At 68.5% G+C, this 23,432-nt stretch carries 23 protein-coding genes; 16 read left to right on the forward strand and 7 right to left on the reverse strand.

The genetic code is table 11. From position 1 onward, the window contains the following. Positions 1-27: 27 nt before the first annotated feature. From AC0KWY_RS18650 to AC0KWY_RS18665, 4 genes are all read left to right on the forward strand, one after another. A complete protein-coding gene (locus AC0KWY_RS18650) occupies positions 28-1,305 on the forward strand; it encodes an MFS transporter (RefSeq protein ID WP_474026980.1) in 1,278 nt (425 codons plus the stop codon). A gap of 78 nt (positions 1,306-1,383) precedes the next feature. After that, positions 1,384-2,370 (forward strand): efflux RND transporter periplasmic adaptor subunit, encoded by a 987-nt coding sequence (locus tag AC0KWY_RS18655; protein WP_474026981.1) that lies wholly within the window; start codon positions 1,384-1,386, stop codon positions 2,368-2,370. A 1-nt stretch (position 2,371) separates the two neighbouring features. After that, complete coding sequence (locus AC0KWY_RS18660) at positions 2,372-5,578, forward strand: efflux RND transporter permease subunit (RefSeq protein WP_474026983.1); 3,207 nt, start codon at positions 2,372-2,374, stop codon at positions 5,576-5,578. Continuing rightward, positions 5,575-5,799 (forward strand): YgaP family membrane protein, encoded by a 225-nt coding sequence (locus AC0KWY_RS18665; protein ID WP_374323968.1) that lies wholly within the window; start codon positions 5,575-5,577, stop codon positions 5,797-5,799. Before AC0KWY_RS18660 ends, AC0KWY_RS18665 begins: the two co-directional genes overlap by 4 nt. Positions 5,800-5,804: 5 nt before the next feature. Here AC0KWY_RS18665 and AC0KWY_RS18670 read toward each other — a convergent pair whose 3' ends face one another. Together AC0KWY_RS18670 and AC0KWY_RS18675 are read right to left on the reverse strand one after the other, a co-directional pair. Next, positions 5,805-6,020 carry a heavy-metal-associated domain-containing protein gene (locus AC0KWY_RS18670; RefSeq protein WP_474026984.1) on the reverse strand — a complete coding sequence of 72 codons (216 nt, stop codon included), beginning with the start codon at positions 6,018-6,020 and terminating at the stop codon, positions 5,805-5,807. A gap of 113 nt (positions 6,021-6,133) precedes the next feature. Then, on the reverse strand, positions 6,134-6,646 hold the full coding sequence (locus tag AC0KWY_RS18675) for a TIGR00645 family protein (RefSeq protein ID WP_474026985.1): 513 nt from the start codon (positions 6,644-6,646) through the stop codon (positions 6,134-6,136). Positions 6,647-7,075: 429 nt separating this feature from the next. Between AC0KWY_RS18675 and AC0KWY_RS18680 the strand changes: the two genes are divergently transcribed. Both AC0KWY_RS18680 and AC0KWY_RS18685 read left to right on the forward strand, forming a co-directional pair. Continuing rightward, complete coding sequence (locus tag AC0KWY_RS18680) at positions 7,076-8,401, forward strand: hemolysin family protein (RefSeq protein WP_474026986.1); 1,326 nt, start codon at positions 7,076-7,078, stop codon at positions 8,399-8,401. Beyond that, positions 8,398-8,715 carry a hypothetical protein gene (locus AC0KWY_RS18685; RefSeq protein WP_474026987.1) on the forward strand — a complete coding sequence of 106 codons (318 nt, stop codon included), beginning with the start codon at positions 8,398-8,400 and terminating at the stop codon, positions 8,713-8,715. Before AC0KWY_RS18680 ends, AC0KWY_RS18685 begins: the two co-directional genes overlap by 4 nt. A 3-nt stretch (positions 8,716-8,718) precedes the next feature. On the opposite strand, the gene AC0KWY_RS18690 is transcribed toward AC0KWY_RS18685, so the two are convergent. Genes AC0KWY_RS18690 through AC0KWY_RS18705 form a run of 4 tightly spaced genes read right to left on the reverse strand, consistent with a single transcriptional unit; the run spans position 8,719 to position 13,344 of the window. Continuing rightward, entirely contained in the window at positions 8,719-9,927 is a 1,209-nt protein-coding gene (locus AC0KWY_RS18690) for an ABC transporter permease (RefSeq protein WP_474026988.1), read from the reverse strand. Beyond that, on the reverse strand, positions 9,918-10,628 hold the full coding sequence (locus AC0KWY_RS18695) for an ABC transporter ATP-binding protein (RefSeq protein WP_474026989.1): 711 nt from the start codon (positions 10,626-10,628) through the stop codon (positions 9,918-9,920). Before AC0KWY_RS18695 ends, AC0KWY_RS18690 begins: the two co-directional genes overlap by 10 nt. Beyond that, positions 10,625-11,908 (reverse strand): efflux RND transporter periplasmic adaptor subunit, encoded by a 1,284-nt coding sequence (locus AC0KWY_RS18700; RefSeq protein WP_474026990.1) that lies wholly within the window; start codon positions 11,906-11,908, stop codon positions 10,625-10,627. The genes AC0KWY_RS18695 and AC0KWY_RS18700 overlap by 4 nt, the downstream gene beginning before the upstream one ends. Further along, the gene (locus AC0KWY_RS18705) at positions 11,905-13,344 is read right to left on the reverse strand and encodes an efflux transporter outer membrane subunit (protein WP_474026991.1); all 1,440 of its coding nucleotides are present in this window, start codon (positions 13,342-13,344) and stop codon (positions 11,905-11,907) included. Before AC0KWY_RS18705 ends, AC0KWY_RS18700 begins: the two co-directional genes overlap by 4 nt. 142 nt (positions 13,345-13,486) lie before the next feature. On the opposite strand from AC0KWY_RS18705, the gene AC0KWY_RS18710 reads away from it, so the two are divergent. From AC0KWY_RS18710 to hflX, 4 genes are all read left to right on the forward strand, one after another. After that, entirely contained in the window at positions 13,487-15,079 is a 1,593-nt protein-coding gene (locus AC0KWY_RS18710; RefSeq protein WP_474026992.1) for a DUF4139 domain-containing protein, read from the forward strand. A gap of 25 nt (positions 15,080-15,104) precedes the next feature. After that, entirely contained in the window at positions 15,105-15,971 is an 867-nt protein-coding gene (locus tag AC0KWY_RS18715) for an NAD(P)-dependent oxidoreductase (protein ID WP_474026993.1), read from the forward strand. After that, positions 15,968-16,828, forward strand: coding sequence for an NAD(P)-dependent oxidoreductase (locus AC0KWY_RS18720; protein ID WP_474026994.1), 861 nt, complete (start codon positions 15,968-15,970; stop codon positions 16,826-16,828). The genes AC0KWY_RS18715 and AC0KWY_RS18720 overlap by 4 nt, the downstream gene beginning before the upstream one ends. Positions 16,829-16,972: 144 nt before the next feature. Next, the gene (hflX, locus tag AC0KWY_RS18725) at positions 16,973-18,292 is read left to right on the forward strand and encodes a GTPase HflX (RefSeq protein WP_474026995.1); all 1,320 of its coding nucleotides are present in this window, start codon (positions 16,973-16,975) and stop codon (positions 18,290-18,292) included. A 141-nt stretch (positions 18,293-18,433) separates the two neighbouring features. Here hflX and AC0KWY_RS18730 read toward each other — a convergent pair whose 3' ends face one another. Continuing rightward, on the reverse strand, positions 18,434-18,895 hold the full coding sequence (locus tag AC0KWY_RS18730) for a transcriptional repressor (protein ID WP_474026996.1): 462 nt from the start codon (positions 18,893-18,895) through the stop codon (positions 18,434-18,436). A 152-nt stretch (positions 18,896-19,047) separates the two neighbouring features. Here AC0KWY_RS18730 and dksA point away from each other — a divergent pair, with 152 nt between their 5' ends. From dksA to AC0KWY_RS18760, 6 genes are read left to right on the forward strand one after another with little or no spacing between them, the layout of a single operon-like run. After that, the gene (gene dksA / locus AC0KWY_RS18735; RefSeq protein ID WP_474026997.1) at positions 19,048-19,479 is read left to right on the forward strand and encodes an RNA polymerase-binding protein DksA; all 432 of its coding nucleotides are present in this window, start codon (positions 19,048-19,050) and stop codon (positions 19,477-19,479) included. A gap of 54 nt (positions 19,480-19,533) precedes the next feature. Next, positions 19,534-20,040, forward strand: a complete 507-nt coding sequence (locus AC0KWY_RS18740; protein ID WP_474026998.1) for a ZrgA family zinc uptake protein — start codon at positions 19,534-19,536, stop codon at positions 20,038-20,040. Between the two features lie 2 nt (positions 20,041-20,042). Next, positions 20,043-20,714, forward strand: a complete 672-nt coding sequence (locus tag AC0KWY_RS18745; RefSeq protein ID WP_474026999.1) for an ATP-binding cassette domain-containing protein — start codon at positions 20,043-20,045, stop codon at positions 20,712-20,714. Next, a complete protein-coding gene (locus AC0KWY_RS18750) occupies positions 20,711-21,970 on the forward strand; it encodes an ABC transporter permease (protein ID WP_474027000.1) in 1,260 nt (419 codons plus the stop codon). Before AC0KWY_RS18745 ends, AC0KWY_RS18750 begins: the two co-directional genes overlap by 4 nt. Before the next feature lie 11 nt (positions 21,971-21,981). After that, positions 21,982-22,557 carry a DUF3299 domain-containing protein gene (locus AC0KWY_RS18755; RefSeq protein ID WP_474027001.1) on the forward strand — a complete coding sequence of 192 codons (576 nt, stop codon included), beginning with the start codon at positions 21,982-21,984 and terminating at the stop codon, positions 22,555-22,557. Continuing rightward, positions 22,554-23,414 (forward strand): ZIP family metal transporter, encoded by an 861-nt coding sequence (locus AC0KWY_RS18760; protein ID WP_474027002.1) that lies wholly within the window; start codon positions 22,554-22,556, stop codon positions 23,412-23,414. The genes AC0KWY_RS18755 and AC0KWY_RS18760 overlap by 4 nt, the downstream gene beginning before the upstream one ends. The last annotated feature ends 18 nt before the right edge of the window (positions 23,415-23,432 follow it).

Below are 23,432 nucleotides of genomic sequence, written 5' to 3' on the forward strand. Positions count from 1 at the left end.
CCTTCAAAAACAATTCGAGGAGACTGCATGGGACCGTTGACGCCCGAACAGAGGCGGCGGCGCTGGCTGGCGCTCGCCGTCGTCGCCGTTGCCTACATCCTGTCGTTTTTCCAGCGCTTCGCGCCGGCCGGCATCGCCCAGGATCTGGCAACCACCTTCCAGACCTCGGCCGCCTCGCTCGGTGTGCTGGCGGCGACCTACTTCTACATCTACACGCTGATGCAGATTCCCACCGGGATTCTCGCCGACACCCTCGGGCCGCGGCGCATCCTGGCGCTGGGCGGATTGATCGGTGGCCTCGGCAGCCTGCTCTTCGGTTTCGCGCCCAGCCTTGACCTGGCGCTCGCCGGTCGCACCCTGGTCGGGCTCGGCGTCTCGGTGACCTTCATCGCCATGCTCAAGCTGATCGCCGTCTGGTTCGAGGAAAACCGCTTCGCGACCATGGTCGGTATCTGCATGCTGGTCGGCAATCTCGGTTCGGTGCTGGCTGGCGCGCCGCTCTCGGCGCTGGCCCAGGCGACCGGTTGGCGCGGCGTGTTCATCGGCGTCGGCGGCCTGTCGCTGGTACTGGCGGCGCTGTGCTGGCTGATCGTGCGCGACGCGCCGGGTACCGGCCAGTCGGCGCCGCGTCCCCGCTTCGACCGCACCGTCGTCCTCGCCGGCCTGCTGGCGGTTCTGCGCAACCGCTCGACCTGGCCGGCGGCGCTGGTCAATACCGGCATGTCGGGCGCCTTCTTCACCTTCGCCGGGCTCTGGGCGACGCCTTACCTGATGCAGGTGCATGGCATGGCGCGGGCAGTCGCGGCCAACCACCTGTCGCTGTGGTTCGGCGGTTTCGCCGTCGGCTGCCTGTTCATCGGCGGCTTGTCCGATCGTCTCGGCCGGCGCAAGCCGGTGATGATTGCCGTCTCCCACGTCTATGTGGCGATCTGGCTGGTCCTGCTCTCCTGCGCGACGATGCCGTTGCCGCTGTCCTACGCGCTGTTCGCGCTGCTCGGCCTGAGTACCGCCGGCTTCAGCCTGACCTGGGCCTGCGCCAAGGAAGTCAATCCGCCGCTCCTCTCCGGGATGTTGACCAGCATCGCCAACATGGGCGGTTTCCTGTGTGCGGCGATCATGCAGCCGGTCGTCGGCTGGATCATGGACCTCGGCTGGCGGGGCGAAATGGTCGGTGGCGCCCGCGTCTACGACGTCGCTACCTGGCAGCACGGCGTTCTCGCGGCGACCCTGTGCGCCGGGCTGGGGGCGATTGCCAGCTGGCGCATCCGGGAAACGCGCTGCCGCAATATCTGGCAAGCCAACTGAGACGCGCCGGCTGAGCGGGCCGGCCGTACAATGAGGATGCCTTGCTTCGGGATTCTAAATTAGCGTATGCTTATATTTATGAAACCGTTCCTCCTGCGCTCCCTGTTCCTCGCCTGCCTGCTCGCCACCGGCGCGCGGGCGGCCGACCCCTTGCCCGTCGTCACCGTCGCCCCCCACGCCGTCGATCTGGCGTTTCCCGCCGAAGCCGTGGTCGAGGCGGTGCAGCAGACGACGGTCGGCACGCAGATTGCCGGCCGCGTTCTCGAAGTCCACGCCGACGCCGGCCAGTCGGTGGCCAAGGGCGCCCTGCTCATGCGCATCGACGGTCGCGAGGCGGCGGAAGCGGCGCGCGCTGCCGAAGCGCAGTACGCGATGGCCAAGCTCAATTACGAACGGCAGCGCCAGCTCAAGGAACAGAAGTTCGTCAGCCAGGCGGCGGTAGACAAGGCCAAGGCCGATTTCGACGCCGCCGCCGCCAACCGCAGCGCCGCCGGCGCCAGCCAGAGCCATGCCAGCATCGTCGCGCCGATGGCCGGCATCGTCGCCCGCCGGCATGCCGAGCCGGGCGACATGGCGATGCCCGGCGCGCCGCTGTTCACCCTCTACCAGCCGGGTAGCCTGCGCGTCACGGCGAGCATTCCGCAACATCGCCTGCCGGCGATGCGCGGCGTGACGACGGCGCGCGTCGAATTTCCCGAACTCGGCAAATGGGTCGAGGCGACAGCGATCCAGTTGCTGCCGACCGCCGATGCCGCCACCCACGTGACCACCGTGCGTGTCGCGCTGCCGGCGCTGTCCGATGTCGTTCCCGGCATGTTCGCGCGGGTGCATTTCGTCACCGGCCAGGCCCAGAAACTGACTGTGCCGGCGGCCGCCGTGGTCCGCCGCGGCGAGGTGGCGGCGGTCTATGTGCAGGCCGCCGACGGTCGTCTGCTGCTGCGCCAGTTGCGCCTCGGCGAAGCTGTCGGGCGGGGCGAGATCGAAGTGCTGGCCGGCCTCAACAGTGGCGACAAGGTGGTCGTCGACCCGGTCAAGGCCGCCATTTCCCTGAAGTCGGGCAAGTAGGATGACGACCGACAAGACGACGCTCGGCATTTCCGGGCGCATCGCCGCCGCCTTCCAGTCATCGCGCATGACGCCGCTGCTGGCGCTGGTCGCTTTCCTGCTCGGTCTCTTTGCGACCCTGGTGACACCGCGCGAGGAAGAGCCGCAGATCGACGTGACGATGGCCGACGTGCTGGTTGCCTGGCCGGGTGCCTCGGCCAACGATGTCGAGAAACTGGTGGCGACGCCCGGCGAGCAGGTGCTGTCGCGCATGCACGGCGTCGAGCACGTCTATTCGATGGCGCGCCCCGGCATGGCGGTGATCACCGTGCAGTTCGAGGTCGGCGTCAAATACAACGACGCCGTGCTACGCCTGCACGACACGGTGATGGCGCACCGCGACTGGCTGCCGCCCAGCCTCGGCGTGCGCGACCCGGTGATCAAGCCGCGCGGCATCGACGACGTGCCGATCGTCTCGCTGACCTTCCACACCACCGATCCGGCGCGCTCGGCTTACGAACTGCAGCAGGTCGCCCGCGCCGTCGAGATCGAGCTGAAGCGGATCAAGGGCACGCGCGACGTGTCCACGCTCGGTGGGCCCGACCATGCCGTGCGCGTCCTGCTCGACGCCGAGCGCATGAACGCCTTCGGCGTCACGCCGCAGGACATCGCCGGCGCGCTCACCGTGTCCAACGACCTGCAGTCGTCGGGTAGCCTGATCGCCGGCAACCGCGACATCCTGGTGCAGACCGGCACCTACCTCGAATCGGCGGCCGACGTGCGGCGCCTGGTGGTTGCCGTCGTCGACCGCAAGCCGATCTACCTCGGCGACGTCGCCCGCGTCGAGGACGGTCCCGACCAGCCGAAGCGCTATGCCTGGTTCGGCAGCAGCGCCGGCGAGTTCCCGGCGGTCACCATCCAGCTCTCCAAGCAGCCCGGCGTCAACGCCGCCGACATCGCCGACGCGGCGATCGCCCGCATCGACAGCCTGAAGAACGTCGTCATCCCGGACGGCGTCGAGGTCACGGTCACCCGCAACTACGGCCAGACGGCAACCGAGAAGGCGCAGAAGCTGATCGGCAAGCTGGTTTTCGCCACCGCCTTCGTCGTCGCCCTGGTCTTCTTCGCGCTCGGCCGGCGCGAGGCGGTGATCGTCGGCGTCGCCGTGACGCTGACCCTGGCGGCGACGCTGTTCGCCTCTTGGGCCTGGGGCTTCACGCTGAACCGGGTGTCGCTGTTCGCGCTGATCTTCTCGATCGGCATTCTGGTCGACGACGCCATCGTCGTCGTCGAGAACATCCACCGCTGGCAGGCGCTGCACCCGGACAAGGGGCTGCTGGAAATCATCCCCGGCGCCGTCGACGAAGTCGGCGGACCGACCATTCTGGCGACGCTGACGGTGATCGCCGCGCTGCTGCCGATGGCCTTTGTCTCCGGGCTGATGGGGCCGTACATGAGCCCGATCCCGATCAACTCGTCGATGGGCATGGCGTTGTCGCTGGCCATCGCCTTCGTCGTCACGCCCTGGCTGGCGGCACGGCTGATGAAGGCGCACGGCAACGTGCACGGCGAGCCCGCCCCGTCGAAGCTAGACGCGACGCTGGACCGCACTTTCCGCCGCCTGCTGACGCCCTTCCTCGATCCGCTGAAAGGCGGCGCGGCGCGCCTCAAGCTCGGCCTGGCCGTCGTCCTGCTGATCGCCGGTTCGGTGTCGCTCGCTTATTTCCAGCTGGTCGTCCTGAAGATGCTGCCCTTCGACAACAAGAGCGAATTCCAGGTCGTCGTCGACATGCCGGTCGGCACGCCGGTCGAGGAAACGGCGCGGGTGCTGCAGGAGATCGGCGGCGAGCTGGCCAAGGTGCCGGAAGTCGTCAATTACCAGGCCTACGCCGGTACCGCCAGCCCGATCAACTTCAACGGCCTGGTCCGCCAGTACTACCTGCGCGCGCTACCGGAAAAGGGCGACATCCAGGTCAACCTGGTCGACAAGCACGACCGTTCGCGACAGAGCCACGAGATCGCCGTCTCGGTGCGGGACGCCGTCGAAGCCATCGGCAAGCGCAACGGCGGCGTCGCCAAGGTCGTCGAAGTGCCGCCTGGACCGCCGGTGATGTCGCCCATCGTCGCCGAAATCTACGGCCCCGATTACGCCGGCCAGATCGCCGTCGCCCGCCAGGTGCGCCGGGCTTTCGAAACGACCGCCGACATCGTCGCCATCGATGACTACATCGACGCCGACGCCCGCAAGTTCGTCCTCCACGTGCTGCAGGCGAAGGCCGCGCAGCTCGGCGTCGCCCAGCGCGACATCGTCGACGTCGTCGGCATGGGGCTGTCCGGCCTCGACGTGACGCCGGTGCGCAACACCGAATCGAAGTTCGCGGTGCCGGTGCGCATCGTCCTGCCGCCCGAGCAGCTGTCCTCGCTCGACAGCCTGCTCAAGCTCCGCGTCCGTTCGCGCGAAGGCCGTCTGGTGCCGGTTTCGGAACTGGTCGAAGTGCGCGAGCTGGCGCGCGAGAAGACCATCTACCACAAGGATCTGCTGCCGGTCGTCTATGTCGTCGGCGACATGGGCGGCAAGCTCGATTCGCCGCTCTACGGCATGTTCGACATCCGCAGCAAGATCAACGGCATGGCACTCAAGGAAGGCGGCACGCTGGGCGAATGGTTCATCCGCCAGCCGGGCGACCCCTACGCCGGCTACAGCGTCAAATGGGACGGCGAATGGCAGGTCACCTACGAAACCTTCCGCGACATGGGGCTGGCCTACGCGGTCGGCCTGATCCTGATCTACCTGCTGGTCGTCGCCCACTTCGGTTCGTATCTGGTGCCGCTCATCATCATGGCGCCGATCCCGCTCACCATCATCGGCGTCATGCCCGGGCACGCGCTGTTCGGTGCGCAATTTACGGCGACCTCGATGATCGGCATGATCGCGCTGGCCGGCATCATCGTCCGCAATTCGATCCTGCTCGTCGATTTCATCAAGCTGCAGGTCGCCGCCGGCATGGATTTCCACGACGCGGTGATCCAGTCGGCCGCCGTGCGCGCCAAGCCGATCGCCCTTACCGCGCTGGCCGCCATGCTCGGCGCCATGTTCATCCTCGACGACCCGATCTTCAACGGCCTGGCCCTGGCGCTGATCTTCGGCATCCTGGTGTTGACGCTGCTCACCCTGGTCGTCATCCCCGTCCTCTACTTCGCCGCTTTCCGCAAGGAGCACCACGCATGACCACCGAACGCTACATCCGCATCATGGCCGGCTTTTTCGTCATGCTGTCGCTTGCCCTCGGCTGGCAGGGATCGCCGATCTTCGTCTCGGAGTGGTTCCTCGCCTTCACCGCCTTCGTCGGCCTCAACCTGTTCCAGAGCGGCTTCACTGGCTTCTGTCCGCCGGAAAAGCTGCTCAGGAAGCTCGGCGTCAAGTCCGGCGGCAGCGGCTGCGGCTGCTGAACTGCTCAGTGCGTCGTATATTCGGCGCTGAAGCCGGCGTCGGTGATCGCCTGCAGGATTTCCTCCGGGCAGACGAAGTTGCCATGCTCGATATCGGCAATGCCGCTTTCGGCTTCGATCTCGAGATGCTCGATGCCCGGCAGGTCCTGGATGGCGTTGGCCAGCGCCCGCACGCACTGTGCGTCGTGCAGGCCGGCGACCTTGAATGACTGTCTGTGCATGATGTCCTCCGCGGTGCGTGCAAGATGTCCGTTAGGCAAGCCGGGGCACGACAAGTTCTCGGCGCTTGCCGCCGGATTCCGCATTGCGCTGCAGCCTCCGGCGGCCGTCCGGTTTACTCCTCGGCGTGATGTTTGCCGCCGAGTTTGTCCATGAGGGCGAAGAGCACGCCGGAGACGACGAAAGTCATGTGGATGCCGACCTTCCAGGCCAGTTGCTCGTTGCTGTGCGAGCCGACGTGCATGAAGGCCTTGAGCAGTTCGATCCCGGAAATGGCGACGATCGAGCCGATCAGCTTCATCTTCAGGTCGGCGAAGCCGACATGGCCCATCCAGCTTGGACGGTCCTCGTTGTTACCGGTGTTGATCTTCGAGACGAAGTTCTCGTAGCCGGCGAAGACGATGATGATCAGCAGGTTGGCGATCATCACGACGTCGATCAGCGTCAGGATGCCGATGATGATGTCGCCGCCGTCGGCGCTGAAGACCTGCGGTGCCAGATTGACGAACTCCTTGATGAACTTGATCAGCAGGATGCCGATGGCGAGGATCAGGCCGACATAGAAAGGGGCAAGCAGCCAGCGGCTGTTGAACATCAGGACTTCGAGCTTGTGTTCGAGCGATTTCATGTTTTTCTCCGGTGGAATGGGGTGAGATATTGTGCAATGCCGCATGCGGCAAATCCATTACCGGCAAGGGGTTCAGGCGTCGATGCGCCTGTCTTTGCTGCGTGTGCAAATGGGGGCCGGAGGCGTCGTTCCGGGGCTTGCGACGGCGTTGCCATGACTTTGGCAAGCGCCGGGCTTTCTTCGAGCAAAGACTTCGGTTTTATCGATCAATCGTCGAGGCATTTGCCCGTTTTCTCGGCTATGAGCGCATTTCCGGGGCCAGCCGCGGCTGGCCCCGGGATGGCAGGCGTCACCGAATTGCGGCATGATCCGCTCTGTCCGCAACTCAAGAAAGGCTGGGCGGCGCCCTCCGGGGCCGCGCCATGAAGCACGCACCGTTTGTCCTGACCCGCGCTATCCCTGCGCGCTTCGCCGCTCGAGCTTTCTGACATGGAAATCTTCCTGCTTGTCGCGCTGATCGTCCTCAACGGCGTTTTCGCCATGTCCGAAATCGCCCTTGTCACCGCCCGTCGCGCCCGTCTCGCCAAACTGGCCGAAGATGGCGACGGTGCCGCCGCGGTCGCCGTGCAGTTGGGCGAAGACCCGACCCGCTTCCTGTCCACGATCCAGATCGGCATCACCTCGATCGGCATCCTCAACGGCATCGTCGGCGAGGCCGCGCTCGCCGGGCCGCTCGCCACCTGGCTGCAGCAGGGCTGGGGTGCCGACCAGCGGCTCAGCGAGATCGGCGCCACCGTGCTGGTCGTCGTCGTCATCACCTATGTCTCGATCGTCGTCGGCGAACTGGTGCCGAAGCGGATCGGCCAGATCAACCCCGAGGGCATCGCCCGCCTGGTGGCGCGGCCGATGAACATGCTCGCCATCCTGTCGCGGCCCTTCGTCCTGCTGCTCTCGAACTCGACGGCCTTGCTGCTGCGCCTGATGGGACAGCGGGAAACCCGTGGCCCGAGCGTCACCGAGGAAGAAATCCACGCCATGCTGGTCGAAGGCTCGGCCGCCGGCGTCATCGAGAAGAACGAGCACGACATGGTGCGCAACGTCTTCCGTCTCGACGACCGGCAGCTCGGTTCGCTGATGGTGCCGCGCTCGGAAATCGTCTGGCTCGACATCAACCGTCCGCTCGAAGAGAACCTGGCACTCATCACCGAATCCGACCACGCCCGCTTCCCGGTCTGCCGCGACGGGCTGGAAAACATCGTCGGCGTCCTCAATGCCCGCCAGTTGCTCGGCAAGACGCTGCGCGGCAGCACCCCCAGCCTGGGTGAAAAGCTGCAGCCGGCCGTCTATGTGCCGGAGTCGCTGACCGGCATGGAACTCCTCGAGCAGTTCCGCAGCTCCGGCACCCACCTTGTCTTCGTCGTCGACGAATACGGCGAGGTGCAGGGCATGGTCACGCTGCAGGACCTGGTCGAGTCGGTGACCGGCGAGTTCGTCCCGAAGAACAAGGAAGACGCCTGGGCGGTGCAGCGCGAGGACGGCTCCTGGCTGCTCGACGGTCTGATCCCGGTGCTCGAACTGAAGGACACGCTGGGCCTGAAGAGCGTGCCGGAAGAAGAAAAGGGCCGCTACCACACGCTGTCCGGCATGCTGATGCTGCTGTTCGGGCGTCTTGCCGAAACCGGCGACCGCCAGGTCTGGGAAGGCTGGACGCTGGAAGTCGTCGATCTCGACGGCAAGCGGATCGACAAGGTGCTGGCGACGCCGTTGCCGGAAGCGGCGCCGGCAGCGGCGAGCGAACCGGAGCCGGCGCCGTGAGCGAGCTTGCGGCGGCCGCGCCCGACGGCGCCGGGCGGGGCTTCTTCCGCCAGCGCTGGCATGGTCGGGTGGCCTTGCGCCGCCTGTTCTGGTGGGACCTGCTCGCCGTCGGCACGCTACTCAACGCCGCTTGCGCGGTGTTCGCGCTGATCCTGCTGGCGCAGGGGCTGGCCGGCGGTGCCTGGTTCGCCCTGCAAGCCCTGATCCTGCCCTACAACCTGTTCCTGGTGACGACCGTCTGGCGCCATCCCGAGGCCTCGACCGCCCTGCGTTCGCTTGCCCTGACCTGGCTGGGCGCCAGCCTGCTGGTCTGACCCCTACTCGTGGCGCAGCGCCTCGATCGGATCGAGGCGCGCCGCGCGGCGTGCCGGCATGTAGCCGAAGAGGACGCCGATCGCCGCCGAGAAACCGAAGGCGGTCAGATTGATTGCCGGCGAGAACAGGAAGGGCATGCTCATCAGCGCGGTCAGGCCGAGGCAGGCGACGAAGGCGAGGGCGATGCCGAGCAGGCCGCCGAAGGCGGAGAGCGCCACCGCCTCGATCAGGAACTGCAGCAGCACTTCCTTCTCCAGCGCGCCGATGGCCAGCCGGATGCCGATTTCCCGCGTCCGTTCGGTGACCGACACCAGCATGATGTTCATGATGCCGATGCCGCCGACCAGCAGGCTGACCGCGGCAACCGCGCCTAGCAGCGCGGTCATCGTGCCGATGGTGCCGGACAGCGTTTCGGCGATCTGCTTGGTGTCTATCACGTTGAAATTGTCGTCGGCGTTCTCGGCCAGCTTGCGCCGCTCGCGCAACAGGCTGCGTAGTTGCCCGATTGCCGCCTTCGAATCGGTGCTGTCCTTGAGCGAGACCAGGATGCCGGCGATGTCGAGGCTGCCGGTCAGGCGGCGCTGCGCGGTCCGTAGCGGCAGCAGCACGGTGTCGTCCTGATCCTGGCCCATGCCGCCCTGGCCCTTGGCGGCGAGCAGGCCGATCACTTCGCAGTCGAAGGACTTGACGCGGATGCTGTTGCCGAGCGGGCTGGCGTTGCCGAACAGCTCCTTGCGCACGGTCTGGCCGATGATGCAGACGGCCTTGCCGGCGCTTTCCTCGTCGTCGGCGAAACGCCGGCCGCTGGCCAGTTTCCAGTTGCCGGCGATGAAATAATCGTTGCTCGTGCCGTTGACCGTCGACGACCAGTTGCGGGTACCGGCGACCAGCGTCACCGCGGTACCGACGGTCGGCGCCACCGCCTGCAACCCGCCGACCTGCTGGCGGATCGCCTCGATGTCGGCGCTGCGAAATTTCGGCGCGCCGGCGCTGTCGCGCCCCGGGCCGAGGCGCTGGCCGGGCATCACCATCAGCAGGTTGCTGCCGAGGCTGGAAATCTGCTCGGCGACCATCCGCGTCGCGCCGTTGCCCAGCGTCACCATGGTGATCACGGCGGCGACGCCGATGACGATGCCGAGCACGGTCAGGAAGGAGCGCAGCAGGTTGCGGCGGATTTCGCGCAGGGCGAGCAGCAGGGCGTTCAGGAGCATGATGTCTGGCGGGTGTCGCGGTCGACGCGGCCGTCGACGAAATGCACGATGCGGCTGGCGTAGGCCGCCATGTCCGGTTCGTGGGTGACCATGACGATGGTGATGCCCTGTTCGCGGTTGAGCGTCACCAGCAGTTCCATGATCTCGTGGCTGCGTTGGCTGTCGAGGTTGCCGGTCGGCTCGTCGGCAAGCAGCAGCAGCGGATTGGTGACGATGGCGCGGGCGATCGCCACGCGCTGCTGCTGGCCGCCGGAAAGTTCCGCCGGCGTGTGCCCCTCGCGGTCGGCCAGGCCGACCCGTTGCAGCGCGGCGCGCGCCGCCGCGTGGCGTTGGGCGACCGGTTCGCCGCGGTAGAGCAGCGGCAGTTCGACGTTCTCCAGCGCCGTCGTGCGTGCCAGCAGGTTGAAGCCCTGGAAGACGAAACCCAGGCAGGTGCGGCGCAGCAGCGCCCGCTGGTTGCGGTCGAGTTCTTCGACGGCGATGCCCTGGAAGCGGTAGGAACCGCTGCTCGCCGTGTCGAGGCAGCCGAGCAGGTTCATCGCCGTCGATTTGCCGGAACCGCTCGGCCCCATGACGGCGACGAATTCGCCGGCGGCGATCGCGAGGTCGATGCCGCGCAGCGCCTGGAAGGCGATGTCGCCGCTGCCATAGGTCTTGGTGATGGCGCGCAGTTCGATCAGCGGCGCGGCGGTTTCGCTCACGGCTTGCCCGCCTGGTAGTCGGTGATCACCGCCATGCCGGGCTGCAGTTCGCCGCCGGTGATCTCGGTCTGCCGGCCGTTGCTGACGCCGCTGACGACCGTGACCGGGCGTGGCTGACCGTCGACCAGCACCCAGACCTGGGTGCCGCTGCCGCTGGCTGCCGCCGGACGGTTTTTGGGCGTGTCCGGCGGGCGCGGCACCAGGCGGCCGAGAATGCTGCCGCTCGGCGCCGCCGCCGCGCTGGCGGCCGGCGTGTAGCGCAGCGCGGCGTTCGGCACCAGCAGCGCGTCGGCGCGTTCGGCGGTGACGATGGTGGCGCTCGCCGTCATGCCGGGGCGCAGCGCCAGATCGTCGTTGGCGACGTCGAGGACGGTCTTGTAGGTGACGACGTTGTCGGTCGTCGTCGAGCCCAGGCCGACGCGCCGGATGCTTGCCGGGAAGTTCCGACCCGACCACGCCGAGACGGTGAAACTGGCCGGCTGCCCGGGCTTGACGGTGGCGACGTCGGCCTCATCGACCTTGACCTGCAGTTCCATGCGCGTCAGATCCTCGGCCAGCACGAACAGCACCGGCGTCGTCATCTGCGCGGCGACGGTCTGTCCGGGTTCGACCTTGCGCGTCAGGACGACGCCGTCGACCGGCGAGCGGATGGTCGCCTTGGTCAGGTTGGTCTGGTCGGTCTTCAGCGCCGCCCGCGCCTGGGCCACCTGCGCCAGGGCACTCGCTTCGCTGGCCACGGCGCGCTGCACGGCGGCCTCGGCGGTATCGATTTCGCTGGGCGCCGGCACCTTGCCGCCGGAAAGCTCGGCGACCCGGCGCATGCGCGCCAGCGCCGCCCGGTTCTCGGCGAGCGTCGCCCGCGCTTCGGCGACCCCGGCTTCGGCGGCGGCAACGGCGGCGCGCGACTTGATCACCGCGTCGTCGAGCTTGGCCGGGTCGAGACGGGCGAGCAACTGGCCCTTCTTGACGACATCGTTTTCCTGGACCAGGACTTCGGCCAGCGTGCCCGACAGTTCGCTGCCGACATCGACCGACTTGGTCGGCTGCAGCGTGCCGCTGGCCGAGGCGGTGACCACCAGCTTGCCGCGTACCGCCGCCTCGGTCAGGTATTGCCCCGGCGCCTGGCGGTTGCCGCCGAGCACCAGCCAGCCGCCGAAGATGAGGAGGAGCACGGCGCCGCCGGCCAGCCACCAGCGGCGGCGGGAAATCGGCTGAGCGGGCCGGGCGCCGCTCAGTAACTGGCGTAGCGCGTTGGCGTTGTCTTCGTTTTTCAGGTTCATGGCGTTTCCGTGGCCGGCGCGGCGGCATCGTCCCAGCCGCCGCCGAGCGCCTTGTAAAGTTTGATCAGTGTCGTCAGTTGCAGGGCTTCCGCGCTCGCCAGGCTGTCCTCGGCGCCGAGCCGGGTGCGTTCGCCGTCGAGCACGTCGCGGAAATCGGTGAGGCCGGATTCGTAGAGCTGGCGGGCCAGGGTCGCCGCGTTGCGCGCGGCCGTCGCCGCCTGACGGCGGGCGACGATGCGCTGACGGGCAGCGGCATGCGCGAACAGCGCGTTTTCGACTTCCTCCAGGGCGCCGAGCACGCTGGCTTCGTAGGCATGCAGCGCTTCCTCGCGCACCGCGTCCTGGGCGTCCACGGCGGCGCGCCGACGACCGCCGTCGAACAGCGTCGCCGCCAGCGAGCCGGCCAGCGTGCGCAGCAGCGTGTCGCTGCCGCCCAGGGCGCCGAGGCTGTAGGCCTGCCAGCCGAAACTGCCGCTCAGCGTCAGGCTGGGAAAGCGCGCCGCGAGCTTCTGCCCGGTGCGCGCGGTTTCCGCCGCCAGCGTGCGTTCGGCGGCGATCAGGTCGGGGCGGCGGGTGAGGACGCGGGCCGGGATGTCGATGGCGAGGTCGGCCGGCACTTCCGGCAAGCCGTCGGCGGCGGCCAGCGTCGGGTCGAGGCTGCCGGGAGGGGTGCCGAGGAGGACGGCAAGGCGGTTGCGCGCCTCGTCGGCGGCAATCTCCAGGTCGGGCAGGCTGGCCCGGGTCTGTTCGCGGTTGGCGATCGCCTGTTCGACGTCGAGGCTGCCGGCCAGCCCGGCCTGCCGTCGCCAGTCGGCGATGCGCGCGCTTTCCTCCTGGGTGGCCAGGTTGTCGCGGGCGATCGCCAGGCGTTGCCGGGCACTGCGCAGGTCGACGTAGTTCTGGACGACTTCGGCGACCAGCGTTACCCGGACTTCCTCCAGACGGGCGGCGGCAGCGCCGGTGTCGGCGTCGGCGGCTTCGACGGCGCGCCGCTGACCGCCGAAGAGGTCGATTTCCCAACTGGCGTCGAAGCCGGCGTCGTACAGCGTGGTGCTCGCCCCGGCGGCGCGGCTGCGGGTTTTGCCGGCGCTGGCCGAAAGCGTCGGCAACTGGTCGCCGATGGCCTGGCGGCGGGCGGCCCGCGCCTGACGCAGGCGGGCCTCGGCCTGCTTGAGGTCGAGGTTGGCAGCCAGCGCGCGGGCAATCAAGGGGTCGAGCGCGGCGTCGTCGAGTTGCTGCCACCAGCGGCGCAGCACGGGGTCGGCGTCGGCCGTCGCCGCTACGGCCGGCTGGCTGTGCCACAGCGTCGGCAGCTTCAGCGCCGGCAAGCGGTAGTCGGGGCCGACCGCCGGCAGCGAGGTGCAGGCGGCGAGCACGGCGCAGGCCAGCGCGGCGAGGGCCTGGCGCGGCCGGAGGAGAGGAGTCGATTCGGTCATGGAGGAGGGCGACGGCGGCGGCATTGACGAATGATCCCCCGAGCTGCCGTTAAGCGCCGTTAAGAAGCGGTGTGCGTTTGCAAGCGCCCTGGCCGCGGGTGGCTCGCTATAATCCCCGGACCTCGTTCCGGAGTCTTCCGTCATGAAATTTTCCTCTCTCGTTCGGCGCCTGCCGTTGCTGCTCTCCGCAATCTGCCTGCCGGCTGCTGCCGCGGCAGAGGCGCCGGTCAGCCGTGTCATGCTTTATCCGGGCAGCGCGTTGATCGAGCGTACCGCGAATGTGCGTGCCGGTGACCAGCAATTGCAGATTGCCGGCCTGCCCGCCAGTTTCGACGTGGACAGTGTGCAGATCGAGGCCGATGCGGGAATCGAGATCGGCGAACTGGTCTGGCGCGACAGCGCGCGCAGCGCGCCGCTCAACGCCGAGGAAGCGCGGCTGGAAAAGCTGGTCCGCCAGTTGAGCGAGCGCGTCGCGCAGCTCGACGGGGAACGGCTGGCGGCGGAGCGCACGCTGAAGTACCTCGACGCCCTGGCCTCGCCCGGCGACGCCATCCACGACGGCAACCCGCAGCGCGTGCTCGACGCCCTGCGCCTGGGCGGCGTCCAGGCGCAGCGGCGCATCCTCGAGATCGATAGCCAGAAGCGCGACCTCGAGCGCGAACTGCAGGCCCGCCAGCGCGACCTCGAACGCGTCCGCCCGGCGGTCGCCGCCGTCCGCCAGCTCGACTTGCGCCTGAACGCGCGGCGCGACGGCCGCGTCCGCCTGCGCTACCTGTTCGCCGAGGCCGGCTGGCGGCCGGCATACCGGGCCAAGCTCGACAGCGACGGGCGGCGGGTCGAGATCGAGCGCCTGGCGCAGATCGCCCAGCGCAGCGGCGAGGACTGGAGCAAGGTCGAACTCGCGCTGTCCACCGGCATGCCGCAGCAGCGCGTCGCCGGTCCGCTGCCCGATCCCTGGAACCTCTCGCTGCGCCCGGAGCAACGCCCCGAAGCGCGTGCCGTGATGCCGATGATGGCCGCCGCGCCGGCGCCGCTGGCGAAGCGGGCGATGCCGGCGGAGAGCGCAGCGGAGGAAGCGGAGGAGGAAGCGCTGTTCGAAGTCGCGGAAACGCAGAGCGAATTCGCCACCGAATACGCGATTCCCGGCCGCATCAGCTTGCCGGCCGACGGGCGCAAGGTGGCGGTGGCGCTGGGCCGCCTGCAGGTACCGGTGGAACTGCACGCGCAGGTGGCGCCGCGCCAGGACAAGGCCGCCTACCTGGTCGCCCGGGGCGATTTGCCGGAAGGCGTCTGGCCGGCCGGCAACCTGCAGATCTACCGCAACGGCGCCTACGTCGGCCAGACCACCTGGGACCCGGCGCAGGAAACGCAGTTGGAGCTGCCCTTCGGGCGCGACGAGAAGATCAAGGTGGCGGTGCGCAACCTGGCCGCCGACCAGGCGCGCGCCGGCTTCGTCGGCCAGCAGGCGGAACGCCGCCTCGCCGACGTGTTCACGGTGACCAACCAGCACGCGCGGCCGGTGGATATCCGCGTCATCGACGCCAGCCCGGTCGCCCGCGACAGCCAGATCGAGGTCGACGCCAGCTTCCAGCCGCCGGTCACCGATAAAGACTGGGACGACCGGCCCGGCGTTGTCGCCTGGGAAGCGCGGCTTGATGCCGGCGCGGCGGCCAGCTTCACCGCCGATTACCGCATCCGCTGGCCGAAAGAACGCAAAGTCATCGGCCTGCCCTGAACCCCAACCCAACGGAGATAACAAAATGAAGATCGGATTTATCGGCCTTGGCATCATGGGCCGCCCGATGGCCCTCAACCTGCTCAAGGGCGGCCATCAGGTCAGCGTCTGGGCGCGCCGCGCCGAATCGATGCAGCCCTTGCTCGATGCCGGCGCCAGCGGCGCCGCGTCGCCCGCCGACGTTGCGCGCGGCCAGGAACTGGTGATCACTATGGTCGCCGCCGCGCCGGATGTCGCCGAAGTCATGCGCGGCGTCGCCAGCGCCGGCACCAGCGGACTGGTTGCCGTCGACATGAGCACCATCGCGCCGGCGGCAGCCAAGGCCATCCACGCCGAACTGGCGGCGGCCGGCGTCGATTTCGTCGACGCGCCGGTGTCCGGCGGTGAGGTCGGCGCGATTGCCGGCACGCTTTCGATCATGGCCGGCGGCTCCGAGGCCGCTTTCGCCCGCGCCGAGCCGGCGTTTGCCTGCCTGGGCAAGAACATCGTCCACGTCGGCGGCCCCGGCGCCGGGCAGGTGACCAAGGCGGCCAATCAGATCGTCACCGGCATGGGCGTGCTGGCGGTTGCCGAGGCGATGGCCTTCGCATCGAAAAACGGCGTCGACCGCGCGAAGGTGCGCGAGGCGCTGCTCGGCGGCTTCGCCTACTCGAAGATCCTGGAAAACCACGGCCAGCGCATGCTCGACCGCAACTTCAAGCCGGGCTTCAAGAGCTGGATGCACGAGAAGGACTTGAACATCGTGATGCAGACGGCGCACGAACTCGGCCTCTGCCTGCCCGGTTCGGCGGCGACCGCGCAGATGTTCAACGCGATGGTCGGTTCGGGGCTGGGCGAGGAGGATTCGATCGCCGTGCTGAAGCTGCTGGAAAACCTGTCGGGGCAGGCATGAAGGTCGGCTTCATCGGCCTGGGCGCGATGGGGCGCCCGATGGCCTTGCACCTGCAGGCAGCTGGTCACGAACTGCACGTCTGGGCGCGCCGCCCGGCCAGCGCCGACGGCCTGCCGGCCACCGTGCACCCGACGCCGGTCGCGCTCGGCGCGGCGTGCGAGGTGGTGTTCACGGTCATCACTTCAAGCGCCGACGTCGAAGGTGTCGCGCTTGGCGACGACGGCCTGATCCATGGCATGGCGCCGGGCAGCGTGCTGGTCGATTGCTCGACCATCGCCCCCGACGTTGCCCGGCGCATCGCCGGCCAACTCGCGGAGAAGGGCATCCACATGCTCGACGCGCCGGTCTCTGGCGGCGAGCAGGGGGCGATTGCCGCGACGCTGGCGATCATGGCCGGCGGCGACGCGGCGGTGCTCGAACGGGTGCGCCCGCTGCTCGAAAAACTCGGCCAGCGCATCGTCCATATCGGCCCCAACGGCGCCGGCCAGGTCGCCAAGGCCTGCAACCAGATGATCATGGTCGCCGCCATCGAAGCCGTTGCCGAAGCGATGCACCTGGCCAGGGCAGCCGGCGTCGATCCGGCCAAGGTGAAACAGGCGCTGGCCGGCGGCTCGGCCGGCTCGCGCGTGCTCGACATCATGGGCCAGCGCATGGTCGACCGCGATTTTTCGGCCGGCATCGAGGCCCGCCTGCATCACAAGGATTTCGGGCTGGTGCTCGCAGCGGCGCGCCAGAGCGGCGTGCCGGTGGCGCTGACAGCGAGCGTCGCCCAGCAGCTCAACGCCCTGATGGCGCTGGGTTTCGGCAAGGACGACACGAGTTCGCTGCTGCGCGTGCTGGAGGCGATGCGCGCCTGATCGCGCGCTGCTCGGCGGCGGGCAGCGCGGCGCCTTTCCCTGGCGCCGCTGCCTGAGCTTCGTTCTCCGCCGGAAGTTCGCGCCGGGCGGGGCGATTGCCGGCTACACTCCGCCTTTGCCCAATTGCCGAGAATCCCTGCCCGAATGAGCATCGAGTTAAAAGAGAAACCTGCCGTCGCCGTTGTCGCCGCCGTCCAGTTGCCCAGTGTCAGCGACATCGAGTTCGAGTCCTCGTTGGCCGAACTGCGCGAGCTGGCCAAGACGCTCGGCTACACGGTGGTCGAAACCTTCATCCAGAAGCGCGGCAGTTTCGACACGACCTCCTATGTCGGCGTCGGCAAGTGCCAGGAAATCGCCCATTACGTCGAGCACACGGCCGACCGTGAGATCGACGCCATTCTCGTCGATCACGAAATCTCGCCGTCGCAGGCGCGCAACCTGGAAAAGGCGACGGGTTGCCCGGTGATGGACCGGACCATGGTCATCCTCGAAATCTTCCACAACAACGCCCGTTCGCGCGCCGCCAGGGCACAGGTTGAAATCGCCCGCCTCGGCTACATGGCGCCGCGCCTGCGCGAGGCGGCCAAACTGGCCGGGCCGCAGGGGCGCCAGCGCAGCGGCGTCGGCGGCCGCGGGGCCGGCGAATCGCATACCGAACTGGACCGGCGCAAGATCCGCGACCGGATCGCCGAGCTGCAACTCGAAATCATCGCCATGGACGCCGAGCGCCAGACCCAGCGCGCCCGCCGCCAGGAACGCCAGGGGCTGGCCAGCGTCGCCCTGGTCGGCTACACCAATGCCGGCAAATCGACGCTGATGCGGGCCTTGACCGGCAGCGAAGTGCTGGTCGCCAACAAGCTGTTCGCCACGCTCGACACCACGGTGCGCACCCTGCACCCGGAAAGCGTGCCGCGCGTGCTGGTCAGCGATACCGTCGGCTTCATCAAGAACCTGCCGCACGGCCTCGTCGCCTCGTTCAAATCGACCCTCGACGAAGCCCTCGACGCCGGCCTGCTGCTGCACGTCATCGACGCCAGCGACCCCGGCTGCGAACGCCAGCTTGAAGTCACCGACCACGTGCTGGCTGAGATCAGCGCCGACACCTTGCCGCGCCTGCGCATCTTCAACAAGATCGACCACGTCGGCGACGAAGCGGCGCAGGCCGAATGCACGGTCAGGCTGCGCGAGAAATACCCGGATTGCGTGGTGATGAGCGCCCGCCGGCCGGAAGACGTGGCCCGCCTGCGCCTGCAGATCATCGCCTTCTTCCAGCAGGGGCTGGTCGAGGCCGAACTGTTCCTGCCCTGGTCGGCGCAGCAACTGCGCGGCGAAATCTTCGCCACCTGCCAGGTCCTGGCCGAGCGGGCCGACGAGGCCGGCGCCTGCTTCAGCGTGCGTGGCGAACCCGCCGCGATCGACAGCCTGCGCGAACGTTTGCCGCCGGCCGCCCAGACCGTCAGCTGAAAGGCCTTGCAAGGACGCGGCGGGGGGCGTTGGCAGCGTCAACCGCCCGCTACCCTTCAAGCTGCGCCAGGTGGGGCACCCGGTGACGGTCCGGACGCGCTAGGCGACGGTTTCGCCCACTGAGTAAATTTACTCAGTACCTTAAACGTCTTCCCGGTCCGCCGCGCAGCGCGGGCAGAGCGCGCTGATTTCGACTTCCGGGCTGTCCAGCCGGTGGCCGGCGGCTTGCAGGCTGGCGAAGAGGCGGGCCGAGACGTCGGGGTCCTGCAGTTCGCTGACGCTGTTGCAATGCGGGCAGAGCAGGAACAGCGCCGGCGACGGGTGGCTGCTGTGGCGGCAGGCGACGAACAGGTTGAGGCGGCCGATGCGGTGCGCCAGTCCCTGGCCGATCAGGAAATCGAGGGCGCGGTAGACGGTGGGCGGCGCGGCGTTGGGGCGGGTCTGCCGCATCTGTTCGAGGAGGTCGTAGGCCTTGATGCCGTTCGGCTGGCGACCGAGTAGTGCCAGCACCTCGCGGCGGATTGCGGTGAGGCTGGCGCCCTGTTGCCGGCAGCGGGTTTCGGCGCGGTCGAGCAACTCGGCTTCGGCGCTGGGTTCAATCATTCTCGAAGTCGACTTGGTGGTGGACATGCGATGTTATAACATCCCCCGTCCGCAATCGATAGCGTTGCGGTCGGGCGCGCAGCGTCGGTTCGGGTTGGCCGTACCGGTTGCGGGCATGCCGCAGACGTCCCATGACGAACAAGGAAAGATCGATGTCACGATCCACTGCAAAACCGGGGTTGCCGAGCGAGGCGGAGCTGTTGTCAGCATCGGAAGACGAATACATGTCGCCGGCCCAGCTGGCCTTTTTCCGCCAGCGCCTGCTTGACGAGGAGGCTTCGCTGCGCGGCGCCGCCGAGGAAACGACGCATCATCTGCAGGAGACGGCGGCCGAGCCCGATCCCAACGACCGTGCCAGCGCCGAAGAGGAGCATGCGCTGGAACTGCGCGTGCGTGATCGAGAGCGCAAGCTGCTGAAGAAGATCGACCAGGCGCTGAAGCGCATCGAAGATGGCAGCTACGGCTGGTGCGAAGATACTGGTGAGCCGATCGGCATCGCCCGCCTGCTGGCGCGGCCGACCGCCAGCCTGTGCCTGGAGGCGCAGGAACGGCACGAACAGCGGCGACGCCAGTTCGGCGGCTGACGCCGGCGGCTGGTCCGCGCCATGCAGCGTTGTGAACCTGGGAGGAAACGTCCGATGAGGAAACTGTCCTTGTTCCTGCTCGTCCTGCTGTCCGGGGCGGCTTCGGCACAGGCGCCGCACGCCCATCAACACGGTGCCGGCCAGCTCGGGATCGTCGTCGAAGGCGCCCAGTTGACGCTGTTGCTGGAAGCGCCGCAGCACGACCTGGTCGGCTTCGAGCGGGCGGCGAAGAGCGCCCGCGAACAACTGACCGCGCAGGCGGCGCTGGAAAAGCTGCGCTCGCCGGCGCGGCTTTTCGTGCCGACGGCGGCGGCGCAGTGCGCGTTGAGCGAACAGAAGATCGACGCCCCGCTGCTCGAAGGCAAAGCTAGCAGCGACGGTCACGGCGATGTCGAGGCGCGCTACGTCTATCGCTGTGCCAACCCGCTGGCGCTCGACGGCCTGCGCGTTCAGGTCGGCGAGGAATTCCCGCGTCTGCGGGCGCTTGCAGTCAGTTTTGCCGGCCCGAAGGGACAGAAGGCCGGTCGCGTGGATACCCGGCAGCCGGTCTTCTCCTGGTAGGCATGGCGGCGATCCGTATCGACGACCTGGTATTCCGCTGGCGCGCCGCTTCACCGCCGGCCGTCACGCTCGGGCACCTGGCCGTCGCCGCCGGTCGCAGCCTTTTTCTGCACGGGCCGAGCGGCGCCGGCAAGAGCACCTTGCTCAATCTGATCGGCGGCGTCCTGCAGCCCGAGCGCGGCCGCATCGAACTGCTCGGTCAGCCGCTCGGCGCGTTGTCGGCGGCGCGGCGCGACGCCTTCCGCGCCGATCATCTCGGTTTCATCTTCCAGCAGTTCAACCTGCTGCCCTGGCTGTCGGCGCGCGACAACGTGCTGCTGCCCTGCCGCTTTTCACGGCGCCGCCACCAGTGCGCCGGCGATCCGGCGGCCGAAGCGGCGCGCCTGCTGGCGGCGCTTGATCTTGACCCGACGCTGGCGGCGGCGCCCGCCGGCGAACTCTCGGTCGGCCAGCAGCAGCGCGTCGCGGCGGCGCGCGCGCTGATCGGCCGGCCAGAAATCATCGTCGCCGACGAGCCGACCTCGGCGCTCGACGCCGCCCGCCAGGACGCCTTCATCGATCTCTTGCTCGGCGAAGCGAAGGCGGCCGGCAGCGCGCTCGTCTTCGTCAGCCACGATCTGCGGCTGGCCGCCCATTTCGACGACAGCCTTGCGCTGTCCGGGGGCGAGGCATGAGCGCGCTGTGGCGGCTGGCTCTGGCCAGCGCCTGGAACCGCCGCCTCAGTCTGGGGCTGACGCTGCTCGCCGTGCTCCTGGCGACGACCCTGCTGCTGTCGGTCGAGCGCATCCGCCAGGCGGCGCGCGACGGCTTCGCACAGTCGGTTTCCGGTACCGACCTGGTGGTCGGCGCCCGCACCAGCCCGGTGCAGCTGGTGCTGTATTCGGTGTTCCGGCTCGGCGAGGCGACCAACAACCTGAGCTGGGACAGTTACCGCAAAATCGCCGCCGATCCGGCGATCGCCTGGAGCGTGCCGCTGGCGCTCGGCGATTCGCATCGCGGCTACCCGGTGCTCGGCACGACGCCGGCCTATTTCGCGCATTACCACTACGGCGACCGTCAGCCGCTGCACTTCGCCGCCGGCCAGGTCTTTTCCGGCATCTTCGACGCCGTGCTCGGTGCCGAGGTGGCGCAACGCCTGGGCTATGCGGTCGGCGACCGGATCACGCTGACGCATGGCGAAGGCGGCCTGGAAGGCATGGCGCACGACGACAAGCCGTTCACCGTCGTCGGCATCCTGGCGCCGACCGGGACGCCGGTTGACCGCACCGTGCATGTCGGGCTCGCCGCCATCGAGGCGATCCATCTCGACTGGGTGGGCGGCGCGCCGCTGCCGGGTTTCTCGATCGGCGCCGAGGTGGTGCAGAAGTTCGACCTGACGCCGAAGTCGATCACCGCCTTCCTGATCGGCCTGCACCAGCGCGTCGAGGTCTTCCGCCTGCAGCGCAAGGTCAACGGCTTTGCCGGCGAGCCGCTGCTCGCCGTGCTGCCCGGCGTCGCCCTCGACCAGTTGTGGCAGACCGTCGGCGTCGTCGAGCAGGCCTTGCAGGCGGTGTCCTGGCTGGTGCTGGCGGTCGGCCTGGCCGGCCTGATGGCGACCCTGCTCGCCGGCCTCAACGAAAGGCGGCGCGAAATGGCCATCCTGCGTTCGCTCGGCGCCGGCCCGCGCCACATCCTTGGCCTGCTGCTCCTCGAAAGCGGGCTGGTCAGCCTGCTTGGCGCGCTGCTCGGCCTCGGCCTGCTCAGCCTGTTCGCCGCCGGCGGCGACGGCCTGTTGCTGCGCTTCGGGCTGGCGGCGCTGCCGCTGGCGCCGGGCGCCGCCGAATGGCGGCTGCTCGGCCTGGTGCTCGCCTGCGGCACGCTGGTCGGCCTGCTGCCGGCCTGGCGCGCCTACCGCCTGTCGCTCGCCGATGGCCTGACGCCCCGTTCCTGAAAGACCTCACGATGCAACGCTTCCTGCTGCTTTTCCTGCTGTTTCTGCCGCTCACCCTGCCGGCCGCCGACTACCGCGTCGGTGAGCGGCTGGTGGCGGGCAAGGGCAGCGTCAAGGGCTTCCGCGACCTGATGTGGGACGACCTGATGCCGGCCGACTGGGACCCGATGGCGGCCTTCAAGGGCGTCGATCTGAACAAGCTGCAGGACGGCGACCCCAAGGCCGTCGACCTGCTGGCCAAAGTGCGCAAGGAATGGGACAAGGCGCCGGTCGAGCGCAGCCTGCACGGTCAGCGCATCCGCATCCCCGGCTTCGTCGTGCCGCTCGAACGCAAGGGCGACGACGTCCTCGAATTCCTGCTCGTGCCGTATTTCGGCGCCTGCGTCCATGTGCCGCCGCCACCGTCGAACCAGGTCATCCTGGTGGTGCCGGCCAAACCGGTGCGCGGCATGCGCACCATGGAAACCTTCTCGGTCAGCGGCACCCTCACCCTGCAGGGCGGCGACAGCAGCATGGGTATCTATGCCTACCGCCTCGCCGCCGAGCGGGTCGAACCCTATCAGGTCCCACAAGGAAAGAAGAAATGACTACCCTGAGCATGATCCTCGTCGCCTGCCTCGCCGGCGGGCTGATCAGCATGGCCGCCGCGGCGCTGGTGGTGTTCCGCCTGTCGCGGCAATCGACGGCGATCCTCGTCGCCTTCGCTGCCGGCGTCATGTTGTCGTCGGCCTTCCTGCACATCCTGCCGGAAGCCTTCAATTCCTTGCCGCCGGTCGACATCCACGCCGGCCACGACCATGCGCCGGACGACCAGGCGGCGATCGCCGCCGAGGCTGCCGCCGACGATGAGCACGGGCACGAGGGGCACAACCACGGCGGTCCGGTGGCGACGCTGTTCGGGCTGATGCTGGCGACGCTGTTCGCCTTCTTCGCGCTTGAGCGCCTTGCCCTGTGGCGCCACTCGCACGGCGATTGCAGCGACCACGAGGGGCACCACGCGACGGTGACGGCGCCGCTGCTGATTCTGGTCGGCGATGCCTTCCACAACTTCGTCGACGGCGTGTTGATCGCCGCCGCCTTCATCGCCGACCCGATGCTCGGCGTGACGACGACGGTGGCCATCATCGCCCACGAGGTGCCGCAGGAAATGGGCGATTTCGTGCTGCTGCGCAACGCCGGTTGGAGCAACGCCAAGGCCTTCGTCGCCAACGCCGGCTCCAGCCTGAGTTCGCTGCTCGGTGGCGGGCTTGCCTACTTCGCGCTGTCCACTGCCGATTACGTGCTGCCCTACGTGCTGGTGATCGCCGCTTCCAGCTTCATCTATGTCGCCCTGGCCGACATCTTCCCGCTGCTGCACAAACAGCGCGAGAGCTTCGTCCGGCAGAGCCTGCTGATCGGCGCCGGGGTGGCGGTGGTGCCGATGGTCGGCTGGTTCACGCACTGAGCGTGCCTGCAACCTGAC

The organism is Azonexus sp. MM2026_4, assembly GCF_055901855.1.

What these genes read in the sequence shown, in the direction of transcription:
- AC0KWY_RS18650 (WP_474026980.1), top strand. Translation starts at nt 28, where the DNA reads ATGGGACCGTTGACGCCCGAACAGAGGCGGCGGCGCTGGCTGGCGCTC.
- AC0KWY_RS18655 (WP_474026981.1), top strand. Translation starts at nt 1,384, where the DNA reads ATGAAACCGTTCCTCCTGCGCTCCCTGTTCCTCGCCTGCCTGCTCGCC.
- AC0KWY_RS18660 (WP_474026983.1), top strand. Translation starts at nt 2,372, where the DNA reads ATGACGACCGACAAGACGACGCTCGGCATTTCCGGGCGCATCGCCGCC.
- AC0KWY_RS18665 (WP_374323968.1), top strand. Translation starts at nt 5,575, where the DNA reads ATGACCACCGAACGCTACATCCGCATCATGGCCGGCTTTTTCGTCATG.
- AC0KWY_RS18670 (WP_474026984.1), bottom strand. Translation starts at nt 6,020, where the DNA reads ATGCACAGACAGTCATTCAAGGTCGCCGGCCTGCACGACGCACAGTGC.
- AC0KWY_RS18675 (WP_474026985.1), bottom strand. Translation starts at nt 6,646, where the DNA reads ATGAAATCGCTCGAACACAAGCTCGAAGTCCTGATGTTCAACAGCCGC.
- AC0KWY_RS18680 (WP_474026986.1), top strand. Translation starts at nt 7,076, where the DNA reads ATGGAAATCTTCCTGCTTGTCGCGCTGATCGTCCTCAACGGCGTTTTC.
- AC0KWY_RS18690 (WP_474026988.1), bottom strand. Translation starts at nt 9,927, where the DNA reads ATGCTCCTGAACGCCCTGCTGCTCGCCCTGCGCGAAATCCGCCGCAAC.
- AC0KWY_RS18700 (WP_474026990.1), bottom strand. Translation starts at nt 11,908, where the DNA reads ATGAACCTGAAAAACGAAGACAACGCCAACGCGCTACGCCAGTTACTG.
- AC0KWY_RS18705 (WP_474026991.1), bottom strand. Translation starts at nt 13,344, where the DNA reads ATGACCGAATCGACTCCTCTCCTCCGGCCGCGCCAGGCCCTCGCCGCG.
- AC0KWY_RS18710 (WP_474026992.1), top strand. Translation starts at nt 13,487, where the DNA reads ATGAAATTTTCCTCTCTCGTTCGGCGCCTGCCGTTGCTGCTCTCCGCA.
- AC0KWY_RS18715 (WP_474026993.1), top strand. Translation starts at nt 15,105, where the DNA reads ATGAAGATCGGATTTATCGGCCTTGGCATCATGGGCCGCCCGATGGCC.
- AC0KWY_RS18720 (WP_474026994.1), top strand. Translation starts at nt 15,968, where the DNA reads ATGAAGGTCGGCTTCATCGGCCTGGGCGCGATGGGGCGCCCGATGGCC.
- hflX (WP_474026995.1), top strand. Translation starts at nt 16,973, where the DNA reads ATGAGCATCGAGTTAAAAGAGAAACCTGCCGTCGCCGTTGTCGCCGCC.
- AC0KWY_RS18730 (WP_474026996.1), bottom strand. Translation starts at nt 18,895, where the DNA reads ATGATTGAACCCAGCGCCGAAGCCGAGTTGCTCGACCGCGCCGAAACC.
- dksA (WP_474026997.1), top strand. Translation starts at nt 19,048, where the DNA reads ATGTCACGATCCACTGCAAAACCGGGGTTGCCGAGCGAGGCGGAGCTG.
- AC0KWY_RS18740 (WP_474026998.1), top strand. Translation starts at nt 19,534, where the DNA reads ATGAGGAAACTGTCCTTGTTCCTGCTCGTCCTGCTGTCCGGGGCGGCT.
- AC0KWY_RS18745 (WP_474026999.1), top strand. Translation starts at nt 20,043, where the DNA reads ATGGCGGCGATCCGTATCGACGACCTGGTATTCCGCTGGCGCGCCGCT.
- AC0KWY_RS18750 (WP_474027000.1), top strand. Translation starts at nt 20,711, where the DNA reads ATGAGCGCGCTGTGGCGGCTGGCTCTGGCCAGCGCCTGGAACCGCCGC.
- AC0KWY_RS18755 (WP_474027001.1), top strand. Translation starts at nt 21,982, where the DNA reads ATGCAACGCTTCCTGCTGCTTTTCCTGCTGTTTCTGCCGCTCACCCTG.
- AC0KWY_RS18760 (WP_474027002.1), top strand. Translation starts at nt 22,554, where the DNA reads ATGACTACCCTGAGCATGATCCTCGTCGCCTGCCTCGCCGGCGGGCTG.